The sequence below is a fragment of the Arthrobacter sp. 01L42 genome (genome assembly GCF_056400005.1).
The window spans coordinates 88384-107668 of sequence record NZ_JBFTSL010000001.1 but is presented as its reverse complement, the minus strand read 5'-3'; the positions used below and the strand labels follow the sequence as shown (position 1 = coordinate 107668).

Genomic DNA, 19285 nt, shown 5'->3' with positions numbered 1-19285 from the left:
CCAGGGGCACCTCCGCGGCCGCTGCCTAGAAACTGAGTTGCCGGGCCAGTGCCGGTGCCAGCGTCTTGGCAAAGGTGTTGGTCATGTGGTTGTCCCGGTACACGAGCACGTTGCCGATCACGGCCGGGCAGATCCCCTGCCGGCAAAAATAGGCGGACATATCCAGAACCTCGACGCCGGGCACGCGTGCTCCGGCCAGCTGCAGGGGGTCTGCGGCGGTGCCGGCGTCGGATGCGCTGAACTGGCACGCGGGCGAGCCTGGTCCATTGGCCTGGACGCAGTCCGGTGCCGAAAATTCCGGATACGGCGTGTCGGGCACGACGGCCACGCGGATCCCGGCTTCCCGGAGCGGCTTCAGGAGCTGGACATAGCCGTTGACGAGTTCTTCCGGGCTGGCCCACGTCCAGTTGAGGGCTTCGCGGTAGCCGGCCGGCGCCATTCCCGATACCACCACCAACTGTGGACGCAGCGTCAGGATGCGCTGCAATGTGGCCTTGTTCTGTTCCGAGCAACTGCGGTACACCGTGGTGCCATTGGCCGCCGGCGCTGCCGTGAAGGGGCATCCGTTCCGGACCATGGCCTGTACCTTCCAGCCCCCGTCTGCGCCGGCAATCACGAGCGGATCCACGTACTGCGCGGCGTGTGAGTCCCCGACGACGACCACCGTCTGGGTGGCCTCCGGCGCGCCGAAAACGCATTGGTCAACCCCGGTGACGGCCGGGTTGAACTTCCCGCACGTCTCCGTCCAGGTCAGTGGCACATCCTTCATGGCGACGGCGGGATCGGGCCGGACGGGCACGCCGTCGGGGACGGCGGCGGGCCGGACGGGATCAAATGCCGTCGCGCCGGGATAGTCGCGCAGGTTCATGGCCGCGTTCAGCTGCTGCGACTTGGCTTCCACGACGCCCCACGGCACCGCCGCTGCCACCGTCGACGCGACGATCAGTCCTGCTGCCAGGACGAAGGCATTCCGGCGCAGCAATCCCCACCGTCCGGGCGTCGATCCTTGGGCGGCCGGGGTTCCGTGCCGGAACTTCTGCTCGACGAGGTGGTAGGAGGCGACCGCCAGGGCCAGGCTGATGGCCACCATGGCGGTTCCCTGGATGACGCCCGGAGCCCGCCCGAGGTGGAAGACGTAGATCACGACGACGGGCCAATGCCACAGGTAGAGGGAATATGAGAGATCGCCGATGTAGGTCACTGGCCGCAGGCTGAGGACCCGGCTTGCCGAGTAACCGGCAGGGCTGCCCGGAGTGGCCGGCTGGGCCGCCGGCGAACCGGCGGTGAGCAGAAGCAATGTCCCCGCGACGGGCAGGAGGGCGATGCTGCCCGGGAAGTCCATCGCAACGGAGAGTGCCATCGCGGAATAGACGATCACGCCCAGGCCGATCCAGCCCGAAAGCCAGGCCCGCACCGGGCCCAGGCGCAATTTGGGAATCAGCAGGGCGCCGATGCCCCCGGCGCCCAGCCCCCAGATCCGCGTGGTGGTCGCAAAGTACGCCATGTCGTGCTGGGAGGACGAGAAGGCGACGCTGTGGACGAACGACGCCAGTGACACCACCGCCAGGATCCATAAGGAGACGGTTTCGATCCGGAGGCGCCGTTTCACGGTGACGGCCACTCCCGCCAGCAGGATGACGGGAATGATCAGGTAGAACTGCTCTTCCACGGCCAGGGACCAGAAGTGCTGCACCGGGGACACCAGGGCGGTCGCCGCGGCGTAACTGTCCACGCTGAAGGCCTGGTTCCAGTTCTGCACTTGCAGGGCGGACATGATGACGTCCAGGGAAATGGATTGCCAGCGGTTCTGCGGCAGCAGGACCACGGCGCCCAGCATGGTCGCCAGCAGAACCGTGGTGGCAGCCGGCAGCAGGCGCCTGATCCGTTTCGCGTAGAAGTTAGGGAGCCGGATGTGTCCGGTACGCGCCAGTTCCTGGACGAGCGATCCCACGATCAGGAAGCCGGAGATGACGAAAAAGACGTCGACCCCGACAAAACCGCCGGGGAGAATGCCGGGCCAGACGTGATAGATGATCACCATGCCCACCGCCAGGGTGCGCAGCCCCTGGATGTCCAGTCGCCGGCCGTTCCTTCCCGCCCTGGAAGTGCCCGTGTTGCTGGCGGGCCTGGCCCGCTCGGGGGAGCCCTGGGGCTGGGTCAGGACAGCCGCCGACGGGACAGAGGTCACAGTTCTCTTTCGGTTTTCAAACAACGTCATCGGTATTTTGCGCTGTGTGCGCTTGCCTGGAACCTGTTGGGACCATGTCCAGTGGACATGGTCCCAACAGATGCGCTGCCGTTACCGGCTGCGGCACTGCCTAGGCCCGGAGGCGGGCAACGGCCTCATGAATAGGTCCGTCGAATAATACGTTGCCATGCTCGAGATAGACACCCCGGGAACAGATCCGCGACACCAGGTCAAGGTCGTGGCTGACAACCACCAGAGTCTTGCCCTGCTGGGCCAGTTCCTGAATCTTGGCTATGCACTTGCGCTGGAACGGCTCATCTCCGACGGCGAGGATTTCGTCGATCAGGAAGACCTCGGGGTCGGTGTGGACTGCCACGGAAAACGCCAGACGCAGGTACATGCCGGACGAATAGAACTTGACTTCCGTGTCGATGAATTCGCCGATCTCGGAGAATTCGATGATCGCGTCGAAGCGTTCGTTGATCTGCTTCTCTGTCATCCCCAGGATCGCTCCATTGAGGTACACGTTGTCGCGGCCGGACAGGTCAGGATGGAAACCCGCCCCGACCTCGATCAGCCCGGCCACGCGGCCGCGTGTATAGACACTGCCGGAATCCGGGAGCATCACGCCGGAGATGTGCTTGAGCAGCGTGGACTTGCCGGAGCCGTTGAGGCCGAGCAGCGCCACGGTCTCCCCCGTTTCCACCATCAGGGAGACGTCCTTCAGGGCGTGGAACTTCTTGGAAAGATCCCCCTTGCGGCCCTTCACGAGCCAGACAACCGCCTCTTTGATGGAACGGGTGTGGCGGAGCACGAACTCCTTGCTGACATTGGAAACTTCAATCGCGTTTGCCATCTAGAGCTCCTGGGCGAAGCGGCCTTCAAGCCGCCGAAAAGTTAGCTGTCCCAGTGCCAGGACCACCAGCGAAATGATCATGCCGACCGGCAGCCACAGGCTGAACAGGTTCGGCGGCATCGCGGCAGAACCGTCAGTTGTGGGGTACCAGAAGGCATAGTGGAACAACTCGACGCCGACCGTGATGGGGTTTGCCTGGTAGAGGGCGAAGAGCCCGGGTCCCAGCTTTGATTCCACCATGGTCCAGGAGTACATGACGGGCGATGCCCAGGTCGCCACCATCAGGAGCATGTCAACGAGGTTTTCCGAATCACGGAAATACACGTTGGCGGCCCCGAACAACAGCCCGAGCCCGGTGGCCAGGAAGCCCACAATGGCGAATCCGCCTACCGCCGCCAGGAGCTGGAACGCGTCCGGGTGCCACCCGGCGACGACGCATCCGATTACCAGGACAACGAGTTGGGGGAAGAAATGCACGGCCGATACCCAGACCGACGCCACCGGAAACAGCTCCCGGGGAAGATAGATCTTCTTAATCAGGTTGCCGTTGTTCACGATCGATCGCGCGGAGTTCCCGAGGGCTTCGGAGAAGAAGTTGATCAGCACGATTCCGGAGAAGAGATACACGGCATAGTTCGAGAGGCCGTCCGGGTTCCGTGCACTGCGTTCCAGGCCCAGGAAGACGCCCAGGGCCACATAGAACACGAGAAACTGCACAGCGGGCTTCACATAGGACCAAAGGAGACCCAGAACGGAGCCGCGGTAGCGGACTTTCAGTTCCTTGCGGACCAGCAGTTTCAGCAGAAAACTGGACTGGCGAAGATCCCGAAATCCACCACCGAGACCCGGGCGGGTCAATTCCCCGGAAATCGTGGTTGTCACGCTATTTCACTTCGCTCTGGGTGTGTTCTTCGAAGATTTTCTTCCAGGAATCCAGGGACGTAAGTTCCGGCATCGCCGCCTTGTATTGCTTGCTCAGCGACTGCCAGTCCTTGAGCAGGGCAGCGTGCAGGCGGCTGCTCTCGGTGAGCATTTCCCGCACGCGCTTGGGGTCCCGCTTGTACCAGGAAGCGCCGGTTCCTTCAGCGTTGGAGACGATGGCGCTGTCGAACTGCGCGATCCGCCACCAGCGGTTGTCCTGGTGCGCAATGTTGGTCTGCGGACGTTCCGCACTCGTCTTGGTGACCGGGCGGAACAACTGGCGTGCGACCGTCTTGGCAGCCCAGGGAAGGAGGGTGACCCTGGACGGCTGCGACACGCCGTGCCCGCGGCGCGGCGGCTTGTCCATCTTCGGCGTCGGGAAATCGTCCGCGTCGGCCTGGAAAATCGAGTCCGAGTAGCCGGCCATCATCTTCCGGATCTCGGGCAGCTTCGAGGGCAGCAGGTCCGGCAGGTCGGTCGGGCCCTTGAGGACATCCTCAAGCGCCCAGCCACGGCCGTGCGCGGTCGCATACTGCATCGACACGAGGTGCTTGATGTCCGCATACTGCGATTCGCGCACCACGCGGCCGCCGTGCTCGTAGGGGCTGTGGAGCAGCGCCGCCACGATCCGGTTGCGGGCGTGGAAGTAGGCCTGCCAGCCCACGAGATCGTCTTTGTCGATCCAGGACACATGCCATACGGCCGAACCCGGCAGGGAAACTGTCGGGAAGCCGTGCGCCTTGGCGCGCAGCCCGTATTCCGAGTCGTCCCACTTGATGAAGAGCGGAAGGGAGAGGCCGATTTCCCGGATAACCGAGGTCGGGATCAGACACATCCACCAGCCGTTGTAGTCCACATCGCAGCGGCGATGCAGCCAGGAGGTCTGGCGCAGGTTCGAGGACAGGAAATCATGCCCAAGGACCATGTCCTCGCTCGGCAATGACGGCTGGAAGCGGTAGGGGTTGACCACCTCACCGAACGTGTGGAGAACCGTCCGGTTGTAGAGGTCGAACATGTGGCCGCCAACGATCGTCGGCGTCTTACAGCGGTCCGCGAACGTGAGCAGGCGGATGATGCTTTCAGGCTCAACCACGATGTCGTCGTCCATGAGCAGGACGTAGTCACTGCCGTTTTCGACGGCCTCGAACATGCCCCGGGCAAAGCCGCCGGAGCCGCCGAGGTTCGACTGGTTGATGATCCGCAGCTTGCCGCCAAGAGATTCACGGACTTCGGCGAAGCCGTCCGCGTCCTCGACCTTCTGCGTGCCCTGGTCAACCAGCAGGATCTCCTGGACATGCTTGAGGGCATCGGGGTTCTCGGCCAGCAGCCGAAGATTGTTGAGGCAGAAGTCGGTCTTGTTCAGCGTCGTGATCTGCAGGGTGACAGACCCGGGCGTGCTCTCAACAGCGGGGCCCTGCCATTCGGCGTCGACCATGACAAGCGGTTCGGAGCCCGCCACGAGGTCGAACCAGTACCAGCCGCCGTCGCCGAAGGGCGCAAGGGACAGCTCAAAGGTGTTCTCCGCCGAACCCTCGACGCGCCGCGTGTCGACGCGCTGCAGGGATCCGCGGGCGTTGGACTTGTAGACGATGACGGATCCGGCGCCCTGGGTTCGGACCTGAAGCCGGACCTTGTCCACCGACGTCCAGCGCCGCCAGTAGCTCGCCGGGAAGGCGTTGAAGTAGCTGCCGAACGATACCCGCTCCCCCGAACGGACCTTGGTGGAGCTGCGGGACAGGAAGTCTTCAACGTGGGCTTCCTTGGTGGAGCTGCTGAAGGACTGTGCCCGGGCCTTCTTGCCGTCGCCGCTGCCGACCGTAGGAAGCTGGATGCCGGTCGCGGTACCCATGTCCATGTACAGGGGAACCGTGTCCATCTGGCTGGCGTTGGGCAGGATGACCCGCTGCAGGGTGTCCCACTGCTGGGCGGAATCTACCTGGGTGTCGGTTGCGGCGCTCATGCGTCCACTCCTCCGCTTTCAATCTTTGCGCCGCCTTCGAAGTGCGGGCGGATCTTGTTGTCGAACATGGTCAGGGCCGAGCCGATCGCCATGTGCATGTCCAGGTACTTATAGGTACCGAGGCGGCCGCCGAAGAGGACATCCTGCTCGGCCGCGGCCAGGTCGCGGTACTTCAGGAGCCGATCGCGGTCCGTGGGCGTGTTGATCGGGTAGTAGGGCTCGTCGCCCTTCTCCGCGGCACGGGAGAACTCGCGCATAACGACCGTCTTCTCCGTCTGGTAGTCGCGCTCCGGGTGGAAGTGGCGCGGCTCGATAATGCGGGTGTACGCAACGTCTTCGTCGTTGTAGTTCACTACCGACGTGCCCTGGAAGTCCCCGACGTCGAGCACTTCTTCTTCGAAGTCGATGGTGCGCCAGGACAGATCGCCTTCGGCGTAGTCGAAGTAGCGGTCAACAGGTCCGGTGTAGACGACCGGGATGTTGCCGACCACCTTGCCCTTGCTGTACTCGTGGGACTCATCGAAGAAGTCCGTGTTGAGCCGCACCTCGATGTTGGGGTGTTCGGCCATCTTCTCGATCCACGCCGTGTAGCCGTTGGTCGGAAGGCCCTCGTACTTGTCGTTAAAGTACCGGTTGTCGTAGTTGTAGCGCACCGGAAGGCGGGAGATGATGCCCGCGGGCAGGTCCTTCGGATCCGTCTGCCACTGCTTGCCGGTGTAGTGCTTGATGAACGCCTCGTAGAGCGGGCGGCCGATCAGCTGGATGCCCTTGTCGTTCAGGTTCTGAGGATCGGTGCCGGCCAGTTCGCCGGCCTGCTCCTTGATAAGTTCCTGGGCCTGCCCGGGGGTGAGGTTGGCCCGGAAGAACTGGTTGATCGTGGCCAGGTTGATGGGCAGGGAGTAGACCTCGCCCTTGTGCACGCCGTAGACCTTGTGGACGTAGTTCGTGAACGTCGTGAAGCGGTTTACGTACTCCCACACGCGGTCGTTGGACGTGTGGAAGAGGTGGGCACCGTAGCGGTGCACCTCAATGCCGGTCTGCTCTTCCTTTTCGCTGTAGGCGTTGCCGCCAATGTGGTGCCGGCGGTCGATGACGACTACCTTCAAGCCCAGCTCAGTGGCGGCCTGTTCTGCGATTGTCAGGCCGAAAAAGCCCGACCCTACGATGACGAGGTCAGCGGTCACAAACTCTCCTGGTTCGAATGCGGGCAGCGCAATGTTGTGCATTGTCTGCTGGTCTAGCCTACCTGAGACCCTGTGGGTACCGGCGAATCGCGGCTGGCCCCGCGATCAGATGCCACCCCCGTCACGGGTCCGGGAGCCCCGCATGGCGGGGGCAGCGGCGCCGCTGCGAAGCGTTTTCCACATGGATCATTTTCCCCGGCGCTGCCGGGCCGGAGCCTCCCTACTCTGGAACCGGACCGTGGAACAGGACCCGTGGAACAGGACGGCCGCTCGGAAAGGATGCCGCGGATGATTTACCACTGCACTCTCGCGCCCAGCAGCCTGATGCAGAGCGCCCCCGCAGCAGGTACGACGCCGGACGGGCAGCTCATTGAGCTGTCCGTCGAAGTCCCCGACCCGTGCCCGGGCGCGGACCTGGAGGCTGCCGTTGCCCGGCGCTACGGGACCGGTGAGCTGTCCGTCCGGGGAGCGCCGGTCGCCGCCATGACCGTTGGCGTGCCTCCCCTGGTCCAGGGTGCTGTGCTGGTTGAGGGTGCTGGGCTCGTGCCGGGATCGGGCGCGGGATTCAGCTCCGGGCCGGGCCGACGGCACACTGCCACGTTGCTGCTGGCCGTGGACAGCGGTCCCGGCGCGGGCACGCTGGTCGCCCTGCGGCGGGGAAGGTTCCGGATCGGACGCGGGGGCACCGAGGTCGTGATCCCTGATGCCGCGCTCTCCCGGGAGCACGCGCGCCTGGACGTCGGGGACTCGGACGTCACGATCATGGACCTCGGCAGTGCGAACGGCACCAGCGTCGATGGCCGGAGCGTGCGAACGGCCCCGGTGACCACGGCGTCCTCGATCCGCTGCGGCGATTCCACTATCTCGCTCCGGCTCGGGCCATCGGGCGTGCCCCGTGCTGCCCCGGACGCCGTGACGGTGCTGGCAGGCTCCAGCGTTGCCGCGCCGCTGGTTGTCCGCGGCACCGCCGCCCAAGGCCACCGGGCCGCCATGGCGCTGGCCGCGGTGCTGCCGCTCCTGGTCGGCGTCGGCATGGCATTTCTCACCGGCATGTGGATATTCCTGGCCTTCACCGCAGTCTCTGGCGTGTCCGTCCTGGTCCCGTTCCTCTCGGGCCGCCGCCAGCGTCGCGAGTTCCAGGCCGCTGTGGCGGAGGCCGCCCTGCAGGACAGGGAACGACGCCGGCACGCCGCACCTTCCGCGGCTGACCTGACCATTGGTTGCGCGGCTGCGGTGCCCCCGGCAGCCCGTGCGCCTGGCGGGGAGCCGCCGGACATCTGCCTGCGGCTCGGGCTGGCGGAACAGAGCGCGAATATCCGGCCCGAACCACCCGACGCCGGCTTTCTGCCACCGTCGCTCGGCCAGGTGCCCCTGACCTTGGACCCGGTCCCGGCGGTGGTGACCGTCCACGGCCCCGCGCCCGCGAAGGCCGGACTGATGCGCTCGTTCATCCTGCAATTGGCCGCCTATCCCCTGGCGGACAGCACCCGACTGCTGCTGCATGGCCCTGCGGACACGGTGCCGTTGCCGGCGCGCTTCCTGCCCGGCGTCACACTGTCCGCGAATGACGCCACCACTGCGGCCGTGCTGGCCGCCGGTTCCGCCGCTCCCGACGGTCCAGGCGCTCCCGACGGTCCAGGCGGTCCCGGCGGTCCCGGCGGTCCTCCGGGTCATGGCGGGGGATTTGACCGCGGCGTCCTCATTCTTTGGGACACTCCGGCGCAGTCAGGCGCCGCGCCCGGCCCGGGCGCAGCTGGCGCCGGCCCGGCATTCAGGGCAATGGCGGCGGCGCATGGGTGGAGGGTGATCGAGTGCTCGCCGGAGCCCGGTCCCGGCGTACACCCCGGCATTGTCCTCGGCCGGCGCGGCGCCCTGATCAGGGCTGGGTCCCCACCCGTGGACTTCGTGCCGGATCTGGTCCCGGCCGAGGTCTTTGACCGCTTTTGCCGGGGGTTCAGCGCCGCACGGCGGACGCCGGCGGCTCCCCCGCCGGTCATCCCGCAGCATTGCAGCCTGGCCGACGTCCTTCCCCTCGCGGCACAGGACATCTCCCCGCGCTGGTCCCGGAGCGGCGCGGAGGCCGGGCTGGGTACTCCCGTCGGCGTGGCGGCCCGGGGTGCCGTGCGGATCGACCTGAAGGCTGACGGTCCGCACTTCCTGGTCGCGGGGACCACGGGTTCCGGAAAGTCGGAGATGTTGCGGACTCTTGCTGCCGGCCTCGCGGCCAGCCATCCGCCGGACCGGGTCAACTTGCTCTTCATAGATTTCAAGGGCGGCTCCGGCTTGGGCCCGCTCACCGGCCTCCCGCACTGCGTCGGCATGCTGACCGATCTGGGCGCTGCGCAGGTGGAGCGCACATTGGTTTCCCTGCGGGCCGAGGTCCGCCGGAGGGAGGAACTGCTCGCCCGGGCCAATGCCCCGGATCTCGCGGCCTACGAGGCGTCACCGGCCGCCGGACCGCCCGTCCCCTCTCTGGTCATCATCGTTGACGAGTTCAGGATCCTGGTGGACGAAGCGCCCGGCGCCCTCACCGAACTTATGAGGATTGCCGCCATCGGCCGGTCACTGGGGATCCACCTCATCATGGCCACCCAGCGCCCGCAGGGAGCCCTGAACGCCGACATCAGGGCCAATGTCACCACCTGCATCGCGCTCCGGGTCCAGTCCGGCCCCGAATCCTTCGACGTTATGGGCTCTGGGCTCGCGGCCGCGATTCCCATCGCACGCCCCGGGCGGGCGTTCCTGGTCCGCGGTGCACAAGCTCCGGAGGAATTCCAGACAGCCACCCTGACGCCCCGGGCCGACCCGCGGTCAGACGGGACGGTCACGGTTCGCACGGCCACGGACGAGCTGACCCTGCCACCGGCAGCCGCCGGTGTCCGGGCCGACGGCTCCGCCGGACGCGAAGCAGACGACGGCGCGGCCCTGCCACCGGTTCCGGCTCCGGCGCTGGCTCCGGCCTTGACTCCGGCGCAGGGGGCGGCGGCGTTGATCGACGCCGCTGCGGCCGCGTGGCAGGGTCTCGGCACACGAAGGCCCCGCCGGCCGGTGGCAGATCCGCTGCCGGCCCTGCTGCCGCACCCAGGTTCCGGGCACGCCGGGCGGGACATGGTCCGGCTGGGGCGGGTGGACCTGCCGGAGCTCCAACGCGTCACGGAGCTGGGCTGGAGTCCCGCCGGGCATGGGCATCTGGGCCTTGTCGGCGCTGAAACCGGTGCCGGGGACCGAGCAATGGCCCTCGCGGTTGATCAGCTTCTGGCCGGCAGGGTGGAGTCGCACCTGTACATACTTGACGCCGCGGGCACTTTCAGCGGCGCCGCAGCGGAATCCCGGGTCGGCGCCGTAGCCGGCCTGCACGAAGTGCGCCGGGCTGCCAGGGTGCTGCGGCGCGTCGCCGAAGAAGCCACGTCACGGCTCGGTGCGCCTGCGGGCAGGCCGCGGCCCGGGCTGGTCCTGGTGGTCAGCGGCTGGGGCGCCTGGGTCTCGGCATTCCGGTCCGGGCCGCTGGCCTGGGCAGAAGACCTCGTTCATGACATCGTGCGGGACGGTTCCCGGGCAGGGATCACTGTCCTCGTCTCCGGCGGGCGTGAGCTCGTGACCGCGAGGTTCTTCGCTGGCCTGCCCAACCGGATCTTCTTCCCTTTAGGCTCTACCGACGAAGGCCGCCTCGCATGGCCGCGGCTTCCCGCGCTGGAGCCTCTCCCCGGCCGCGTGGCCGTGTTCGGCGCTTTTGTTCCCGCGCCTGTGGCGACCGGGCATGCGGCCCAGCTGTTCGAACCAGCGGCCGCGGACGAGCTGCGTCCCACGAGTGGGGCCGTTTCGACGAGGCCCTTCCGGGTGGACGCGCTGCCCGGGTCGGTGACCGTGGACGAGGTGCTGGCCCGGTGCGGCTCCGGTCCAGGGCAGAGGATTCCGGCGCCTGCTGCCGCGCCCGGCGCCATGCCCGGCCCGGCGGATGTCCCAGTCCCGGCGGTTGCTTTGGTCCTCGGGGTCGGCGGGGACGAACTGCGGCCGCAGGGGATCCAGTTGCCCTCCGGCGGCGTTCTCGCGGTCCTCGGCGGCCCCGGCTCGGGGAAAAGCACGCTGCTGGCTGCGCTGCCGGGGATGAACCCTGCTTGCGCCTGGCTCGCGCCGCGGCCGGGAACCGCTTCCGGCCAGTACTGGTCCGGGCTCCACGCCAGCGCGCTCGCGGGCACCTTGGACCGGACAGCGATTGCGCTCGCAGATGACGCCGATCTGCTCTCACCCGAGGCCAACAGGGCCTTGGCGTCCCTGAACAGCCTGGGCTGGAGGGTGATCCTCACCGCGGGATTTGGCCCAGGCTTTGGGCAACGGGTGGATCTCGCTGCCATCGCGCGCGGCCAGGGGCGGGCGGTCCTGATACGTCCGCGCGGGCTCATGGACAGTGAGCCGTTCGGGGTCCGGTTCGAACCGGAGCACAGTCCTCCGCCGGGACGCGCCGTCGTCATTTCCGACGGCCGCGCGACGCCCGTCCAGCTGGCTGCGCTCCGCCCGGCCGGCCGGGCGGCACTCCTCCGCGCCGCCGGCGGCCAGGACCACATCTCCCCCGGGCGGCACGCCGCACGGGACGGACCTCTACAGGGCGGGAGGGGCTCCGGCAGCCCGTGAGGCGAACGCTATGACCCGCTTGTCGAACAGAAGCACGATCGCAGTCACAGCCGGGATCAGCATGGCCAGTCCGGCCAACGGATAGCCGCCGGTCAGGGTGGGGAAGCCAATGGTCAGCACAAAGATTTGGGCCACCAGGGCACCGGCCCGCGGCCAGCGGAACCCCCGCAGCAGGAAGCGTGCGACGGCAAAGAGCCACACGGAGAAGGCCAGCAGCAGGCAGAGCGTAAAGACGGCACCCCAAAAAGAGAGTACCGGCGCCCCGGTCAGAAGCTGGGTCCCGTACCAGACGGCCGCCACGAGCAGCGCCGTGGCTTCCAGTGCCACGATCACGGCGATGACAACAATTCCCCGAGGCCGCACAGGGCCACCACCAGGGGTTTCTCCCGGATTCGGCAGCGAATTTGCTTCGGGAGGCCCGCCGGCATTTTCAGGGAGACTCTCACTGGGGTTTTCGCGGGGATTCTCACCGGGGTTTTCGCCGGCATGTTCACGGGGATCTTCAGGGTTCACAGGGGGCCTTGACACACTGGCACACTACCGGACATAGTCGTCTAGATGTGAGGACGCCGCCACTGAATGTGATGCATCGCTCACGGTCTCGAGGCATCTTGGCCTCTATTACCCCTTGTTTACACAGCGTTAACATGACACGCTTAATCCAGATGACCGAGGGGGCCCCAATGGGCCCTTTTCTTATGAAGCCTCTAGTGAATAATTTCACAAAGGCATTTAACGAGTTCCCAGGAATGGAGTGACTGATCAGCATGGATTGGCGTAACCGCGCAGCCTGCCTTGACAAGGACCCGGAGCTGTTCTTCCCCGTAGGAAACACCGGACCTGCCCTCCTGCAGATCGAGGAAGCGAAAAGTGTTTGCCGGCGCTGCCCGGTCGTGGACACCTGCCTGCAGTGGGCATTGGAGTCCGGCCAGGATGCCGGAGTGTGGGGCGGGATGAGCGAGGACGAGCGCCGCGCCCTCAAGCGCCGCGCAGCACGGGCACGGCGCGCTTCCTGATTCTGCTGCCCAAGCACCGATAGCTACGGTGCCGGCAACGATCGCACGACCCTACAGCAATGGCCGCGGACCCACAGGTCCGCGGCCATTGTCCGTTTAAGCCGGTGCACCCGGAGCCTGCGGTGCGCCCGGCATCAGCGCGGCGTCAGGCTGTCAGCGCGGCGTCAGGCTCAGGACAATCTGGACTGCGGTTCCCCCGCCGTCCCTTCCCTGCCAGTGGATAGTGCCACCGAGTTCACTCATGACCAGCGTGCGGACAATCTGCAGGCCCAGGCCCTCGACGTACGGCGTGTCCGGCAGTCCGACGCCGTCGTCCTCCACCGTCACGGTGAGAAGTTCATCCCCGTCCTCGCTCTCCGACCGGTCGGCGATGAGCCAGACAGTACCGGTGCGCCCCTCCAGCCCGTGCTCGACCGCGTTCGTGACCAGCTCGTTGATGACCAGGGCCAACGGGGTGGCGAAGTCGCTCGGCAGGTCGCCGAAGAGGCCGGAACGCTGTGTCTTGACCTGCTGCGAGGGCGAGGCGACCTCGGCGGAGAGCCGGAACTGGCGGCCGATGAGCTCGTCAAAATCAACGCTCTGGGTCAGGCCCTGCGAGAGCGTCTCATGCACGAGGGCAATCGTCGCCACCCGCCGCATGGCCTGCTCGAGCCCCTGTTTGGCCTCGTCACTGACCATGCGCCGCGACTGCATCCGCAAGAGGGCGGCGACAGTCTGCAGGTTGTTTTTCACCCGGTGGTGGATCTCGCGGATCGTGGCGTCCTTGGTGACCAGCTCCATCTCCCGGCGGCGCAGCTCCGAGACGTCCCGGCACAGGACCAGGGCGCCGAACCGCTGCTGCTCGTCGCGCAGCGGGATCGCGCGCAGCGAAAGACTCACGCCGCGTGACTCGATTTCGCTGCGCCACGGCATCCGGCCCGTGACGACGAGCGGCAGGGTTTCATCGACCATGCGCCGGTCCCGCAGAAGCCCGGCAGTGACCTCGGCGAGGGACCGGCCCTCGAGGGACTCGCCGTCGCCGAGGCGGCGGAACGCGGAGACCCCGTTGGGGCTGGCATACTGCACGATCCCCTCGGCGTCGAGCCTGATCAGACCGTCCCCCACACGCGGCGCGCCGCGGCGCGAGCCTGTGGGCGACGCGAAGTCCGGCCACAGGCCCAGGGTTCCCATGCGCAGCAAATCGTAGGCGCATTGCCGGTACGTTAGCTCGAGCCGCGAGGGCATCCGCGAACTCGACAGGTCCATATGGGAGGTCACGATCGCCAGGGTGCGGCCGTTGCGGACCATCGGAACCGCCTCGACCCGCAGGGCCATGTCGCTGCTCCAGTTGGTCTCGTTGGAGCGTTCGATCGCGCGGCTCTCCCACGCCTTGTCGACCAGCGGCTGCAGGTCCGACCGGATCCCCTCCCCCACGAAGTCGGCGTGGAACACCGTGTGCGTGGTGGAGGGGCGGACGTGGGCCAGTGCCACATAACCGAACTCCGGGTGCGGAAACCACAGGGCCAGGTCGGCGAACGCGAGGTCGGCGACCATCTGCCAGTCGCCGACCAGGAGATGCAGCCATTCGGCATCCCCCGGGCCAAAATCAGCATGTTCCCTGATTGGGTCCGTAAAGATTGCCACAGCACCTCCATTTGCGACGCCAGGGACGGCAGCCCCTTAGCGTCGGACGATTGACCTCAAGAGCCTCAATGCTACCGACAGTGAGGCCATGTCATCGGCCTCGAGCGCATTGACCTCATCAAACATTGACTTCGCCCGGCCCAGCTGCTCCGCGTTCTGGCCCTCCCAGACCGCAAGACGCTCCTCGGCGGGAGTCCCGGCCGGCGTGCACTCGAGCACCGCCGTCGTCATGTCCGAGACGGTGGAGTAGAGGTCATCACGCAGGGCTGCGCGGGCCAGGGCCTGCCAGCGGTCCTCCCTCGGCAGCTTGGTGATGCGTTCGAGCAGGGAATCTGCATGGAAGCGGTTGAAGACCGTGTAGTACACGTGGGCAATATCGGCCACGGATTCCTTGCTGCCGTGGACGATCTTGGCGATGTCCAGGAGCACGAAGCTCTCGAACAGTTCCGCCCAGCGGTGTGCCAGGTCTTCCGGAAGGTCCCAGCTGCGCGCCTTCTCCAGCCATTCGGCCACGCGGGCGCGGTCGTCGCCCCGGAGGTAGTCGAGCAGCCGGGCCCGCATGGGATCCATCAGCGGCTTGAATTCGGCCACGATCTCGGCGATCGGACGGGACGCCGAGCCTTGGCCGAGGAGCCACCGGACGGCGCGGTCCAGCAGCCGCCGGATGTCCAGGTGGACGGTGCTCCAGTGTTCGGTCGGGAACGACGCCGGCAGTTCGTTGAGTTCCTTGACCATGATGTCGAGCTCGTAGACCTCGCGGAGGGCCACGAACGCCTTGGCGACGGCGGCCTCCGTGGCCGAGGTTTCCTCGATGGCACGGAACGCGAAGGTGATGCCGCCGAGGTTGATCATGTCGTTGGCAACCACGGTCGCGATGATCTCCCGGCGCAGCGGGTGGGTGTCCAGTTCGGCGTCGAACCTCTCCCGCAGCTGCTCCGGGAAGTAGGCCCGCAGCGTCATGCGGAACCACGGGTCATCGGCGAGGTCGCTGTCGCGCAAAGCGGTGGCAAGTTCGATCTTGGCGTAGGCGGCCAGGACCGACAGCTCCGGGGAGGTCAGCCCCTGGCCCTGTTCCAGGCGCTCGCGCAGCGTGTCCGTGGTGGGCAGGGCCTCGAGGTCCCGCTTGAGGTCCGCCGACTTTTCCAGCCAGTCCATCAGCCGTTCGTAGCTCGGGCTCCATTCGGAGACCCGCATCCGGTCGTTGAGGAGAAGGATGTTCTGGTCGATGTTGTCCTCGAGCACCAGCCGGCCGACCTCGTCGGTCATGGAAGCCAGGAAGTCCGCACGCTCGGCGGGCTCAAGCTTGCCTGCCGCCACCATCCGGTCCACGAAGATCTTGATGTTGACCTCGTGGTCCGAGCAGTCGACGCCGGCCGAGTTGTCGATCGCGTCCGTGTTGAGGATGACGCCCTGCAGCGCGGCCTCGATGCGTCCGCGCTGGGTCATCCCGAGGTTTCCGCCTTCCCCAACCACCTTGACCCGCAGTTCGCGGCCGTCAACGCGGATGGCGTCATTGGCCTTGTCGCCGACCTCGGCATTCGTTTCGGTGCTGGCCTTGACGTAGGTGCCGATGCCGCCGTTGTAGAGCAGGTCGGCCGGGGCGAGGAGGATGGCGCGCAGGAGCTCCGGCGGGCTGAGTTCTGTGGTGCCCTCCGGGAGGCCGAGGGCGGTCCGGATCTGCGCGGACACGGGGATCGACTTGGCCTGCCGGGCAAAGACGCCGCCGCCTTCGCTGATGAGCGATTTGTCGTAGTCATCCCAGGAGGACCGGGGCAGTTCGAAGAGCCGCTGGCGTTCCGCGTAGGACGTTGCCTCGTTAGGGGTGGGGTCGAGGAAAATGTGCCGGTGGTCGAAGGCAGCCAGCAGGCGGATGTGCTTGGAGAGCAGCATGCCGTTGCCGAACACGTCGCCGGACATGTCGCCGACGCCCACCACGGTGAAGGGCTCGGCCTGGGTGTCGAGGTCCAGTTCGCTGAAGTGGCGCTTGACCGACTCCCACGCGCCGCGGGCGGTGATGCCCATGGCCTTGTGGTCGTAGCCGACGGAGCCGCCGGAGGCGAAGGCGTCGCCGAGCCAGAAGCCGTATTCGCCGGCCAGTCCGTTGGCGATGTCGGAGAATGACGCCGTACCCTTGTCGGCCGCGACCACAAGGTAGGAATCGTCGTCGTCATGGCGCACGACGTCGGCCGGGGGCCTGACGGTTTCGCCCTCGGGCGTCACGATCAGGTTGTCCGTGATGTCCAGGAGTCCGCGGATGAACGTTTTGTAGCTCTCAACACCTTCGGCCATCCAGGCGCTGCGGTCTGCGGCGGGGTCCGGGAGCTGCTTGGCGTAGAAGCCGCCCTTGGCGCCCGTCGGAACAATGACGGCGTTCTTAACGGTCTGCGCCTTCACCAGGCCCAGGATTTCAGTGCGGAAGTCCTCGCGCCGGTCCGACCAGCGCAGGCCGCCGCGGGCCACCTTGCCGAAGCGCAGGTGCACGCCCTCGACCCGGGGCGAGTAGACCCAGATCTCGAACATCGGCCGCGGGAAGGGCAGGCCCTCGATCAGGGACGGATCCAGTTTGAAGCTCAGGTGGGGCTTGTTCTGGAAGTAGTTCGTGCGGAGCGTGGCCTGGATCAGGTTCTTGAACGTGCGCAGCAGACGGTCGGCATCGAGGGTCGCGACCTGCTCGATCGCTGCATCCAGTCCGGCGAGGACCTCTACCTCCCTGAGCACGCGGTCGGAGTCGCTGAGCGCCGGGTCGAACCGCGCTGTGAACAGGGCGCTGAGTCCCCGGGTGACGTCCGGGTTCGCCAGCAGCGTGTCAGCCAGGAATCCGAAGGAGTTGGTGTTGCCCATTTGCCGCATGTACTTGGCGTAAGCGCGCAGTACGACAACCTGGCGCCAGTGCATGCCCTCCCGCAGTACCAGCCGGTCGAAGCTGTCGGATTCCACGGCGCCGGTCACGGCGGCGCCGAAGAACTCGCCCAGCAGCTGGCCGGTGGCCTGGGGATCCACGCCGGCGGGGTACTTGAGGCCGAGGTCGTAGAGGAAGAAGTCCCGGTGATCCGCGGTCTCGATCTCGAACGGGCGTTCGTCCAGGACCTCGAGGCCGAGGTTGTGGAAGTACGGCAGGATCTGGCTCAGGCTCTTCGGCTCCAGCATGTAGAGCTTGACCCGGGCGTCCTCTTCCAGTGTGGCTCCGGCGCCGTCGGGGAGGTACACGTGGACGCCCGGGTGCTCCTTGACGGCTTCGCCGGCCCGTTCGGCCGCGGCACCGTACTTTTCGAAGCGGTCGATGTCCTGCAGCGCGTCTTCGATCTCGTAGTCCACCCGGTATCCGGCCGGGAACGCCTCGGCCCAGACCGCTGCCAGTTCCTTGGCGCCGTCCTCCTTGGTGCCGCCGTCGCCGCGGGCGCGCAGAACTTCGGAAATGCCTTCGCCCCAGGAACGGGCGGCCCGGACCAGCCGCTTCTCCAGTTCGTCGCTGTTGACGTTGCTGACATCGGCGTCCTTGGGCAGCCGGATCCGGAAGAAGAGGCGGGCCAGAGCGGACTCTGTCATGCGCGCCTCATAGTCGATGGAGACGGCGTTGAAGGTCTCCCGCAGTTCCTGCTCAATGCGCAGGCGGACGTTGGTGGTGTAGCGGTCGCGGGGCAGGTAGACGACGGCGGACATGAAGCGGCCGTAGATGTCGGGGCGGAGGAAGAGCCGCGTCCGGCGGCGTTCCTGCAGCCGCTGGATGCCGGTGGCGATGGCGGCGAGGTCCGGGATTTCGATCTGGAAGAGCTCATCGCGCGGATAGGTTTCAAGGATGCCGAGGAGGTCCTTGCCCGAGTGCGAGTCCGGCGGGAAGCCGGCGTCGCTGAGAACAGCAGCGACTTTCTCCCGGACTACGGGGATATCGCGGACGGAACCGGCGTAGGCGGTTGTGGCGAACAGGCCGATGAAGCGGCGTTCGCCGTTGACGTTGCCGGCCGCGTCGAAGCTTTTAACCCCGATGTAGTCCAGGTACGCCGGGCGGTGCACGGTGGACCGCGAGTTCGCCTTCGTGATCACGAGTGCGCGCTTCTCGCGGGCCTTCTTCCGGCCGGCCTCGGTGAGGTGCTGGACCTGGCGGGTGTCCGCGCCGGCGCGGAGCAGGCCGAGGCCGCTTTCCTCGCGCAGTTCCAGGACATCCTCGCCTGATTCGTTCACGAGGTCGTATTCGCGGTAGCCGAGGAAGGTGAAGTTCCCGTCATCGAGCCAGCGGAGCAGGTCCTGGGCCTGGCGCAGCTCGGCAATCTGCGCCCGGTTGGCCACCCGGTCCAGATCCGCGGAAATTTCAAGGGCTTTCGTGCGCATCTTCGGCCAGTCTTCGACGGCGGCGCGGACGTCGCCAAGCACGCGGGAGATTCCCTTGACCAGCTCCGCGCGCTTCTCCTCGCCGACGAGGTCGATCTCGACGGCGATCCAGGATTCCATGTGCGAGGCGTTGTCGCCCTCGGCGATCAGGTGGGAGAGGTTCGGCATGGCCGCCGTGTCACCGCTGGAGATGCCCAGGTGGGAGGGGACGCGGGCCACCTTGACGAGGTTGCCCGTCTCCCGGTTGCGGGTCACCACGAAAAGCGGGTGTAGCACGAGGTGGATGGGCGCGTTCTGGCGGACCAGCTCGGCGTTGACGGAGTCCACGAGGAAGGGCATATCGTCGGTGACGATGTACAGGACGCTGCAGTCTGCCTCGTCACGAAGGTCGATGTTCGCGATGCCCGGCTTCCGCGTCGCCGCGATCTGGCGGTGGGTTTCGGTCCTTGCCGTCAGGACTTCCTGGGGATAGGCCCGGAAATCCTCCTCCGCGAGGTGCTCGTAGTAATCCCCGAGGTAGCTTTCGCTGCTACCGATCGAAACGGGCTGATCCTCCACGCTGGACCCAGACGACATCGAAAC

10 protein-coding genes are annotated in these 19285 nt (G+C 66.7%); 2 read left to right on the top strand and 8 right to left on the bottom strand.

Going from position 1 to position 19285, the window contains the following annotated elements; all coding sequences use genetic code 11:
- Positions 1–25: 25 nt before the first annotated feature.
- From AC1DN2_RS00415 to glf, 5 genes are all read right to left on the bottom strand, one after another.
- Positions 26–2188 carry an acyltransferase family protein gene (locus AC1DN2_RS00415; protein WP_476848795.1) on the bottom strand — a complete coding sequence of 721 codons (2163 nt, stop codon included), beginning with the start codon at positions 2186–2188 and terminating at the stop codon, positions 26–28.
- Between the two features lie 130 nt (positions 2189–2318).
- Positions 2319–3044 carry an ABC transporter ATP-binding protein gene (locus AC1DN2_RS00410; protein WP_243181203.1) on the bottom strand — a complete coding sequence of 242 codons (726 nt, stop codon included), beginning with the start codon at positions 3042–3044 and terminating at the stop codon, positions 2319–2321.
- The gene (locus AC1DN2_RS00405) at positions 3045–3926 is read right to left on the bottom strand and encodes an ABC transporter permease (RefSeq protein ID WP_476848794.1); all 882 of its coding nucleotides are present in this window, start codon (positions 3924–3926) and stop codon (positions 3045–3047) included. It abuts the gene before it with no gap.
- Position 3927: 1 nt separating this feature from the next.
- On the bottom strand, positions 3928–5925 hold the full coding sequence (locus tag AC1DN2_RS00400) for a glycosyltransferase (RefSeq protein WP_476848793.1): 1998 nt from the start codon (positions 5923–5925) through the stop codon (positions 3928–3930).
- Positions 5922–7109 carry a UDP-galactopyranose mutase gene (glf, locus tag AC1DN2_RS00395; RefSeq protein WP_223916143.1) on the bottom strand — a complete coding sequence of 396 codons (1188 nt, stop codon included), beginning with the start codon at positions 7107–7109 and terminating at the stop codon, positions 5922–5924. The genes AC1DN2_RS00400 and glf overlap by 4 nt, the downstream gene beginning before the upstream one ends.
- Positions 7110–7397: 288 nt before the next feature.
- Between glf and AC1DN2_RS00390 the strand changes: the two genes are divergently transcribed.
- On the top strand, positions 7398–11738 hold the full coding sequence (locus AC1DN2_RS00390; RefSeq protein ID WP_476848792.1) for an FtsK/SpoIIIE domain-containing protein: 4341 nt from the start codon (positions 7398–7400) through the stop codon (positions 11736–11738).
- Here AC1DN2_RS00390 and AC1DN2_RS00385 read toward each other — a convergent pair.
- Positions 11706–12101: a hypothetical protein gene (locus AC1DN2_RS00385; protein ID WP_476848791.1), complete on the bottom strand. Its 396-nt coding sequence runs from the start codon at positions 12099–12101 to the stop codon at positions 11706–11708. The genes AC1DN2_RS00390 and AC1DN2_RS00385 overlap by 33 nt on opposite strands.
- Before the next feature lie 404 nt (positions 12102–12505).
- On the opposite strand from AC1DN2_RS00385, the gene AC1DN2_RS00380 reads away from it, so the two are divergent.
- Positions 12506–12754 (top strand): WhiB family transcriptional regulator, encoded by a 249-nt coding sequence (locus AC1DN2_RS00380; RefSeq protein ID WP_003804966.1) that lies wholly within the window; start codon positions 12506–12508, stop codon positions 12752–12754.
- Between the two features lie 153 nt (positions 12755–12907).
- Here AC1DN2_RS00380 and AC1DN2_RS00375 read toward each other — a convergent pair whose 3' ends face one another.
- Both AC1DN2_RS00375 and AC1DN2_RS00370 read right to left on the bottom strand, forming a co-directional pair.
- Positions 12908–14377, bottom strand: coding sequence for a sensor histidine kinase (locus AC1DN2_RS00375; protein WP_223916150.1), 1470 nt, complete (start codon positions 14375–14377; stop codon positions 12908–12910).
- A gap of 36 nt (positions 14378–14413) precedes the next feature.
- Complete coding sequence (locus AC1DN2_RS00370; protein WP_476848790.1) at positions 14414–19279, bottom strand: NAD-glutamate dehydrogenase; 4866 nt, start codon at positions 19277–19279, stop codon at positions 14414–14416.
- Between the last annotated feature and the right edge of the window lie 6 nt (positions 19280–19285).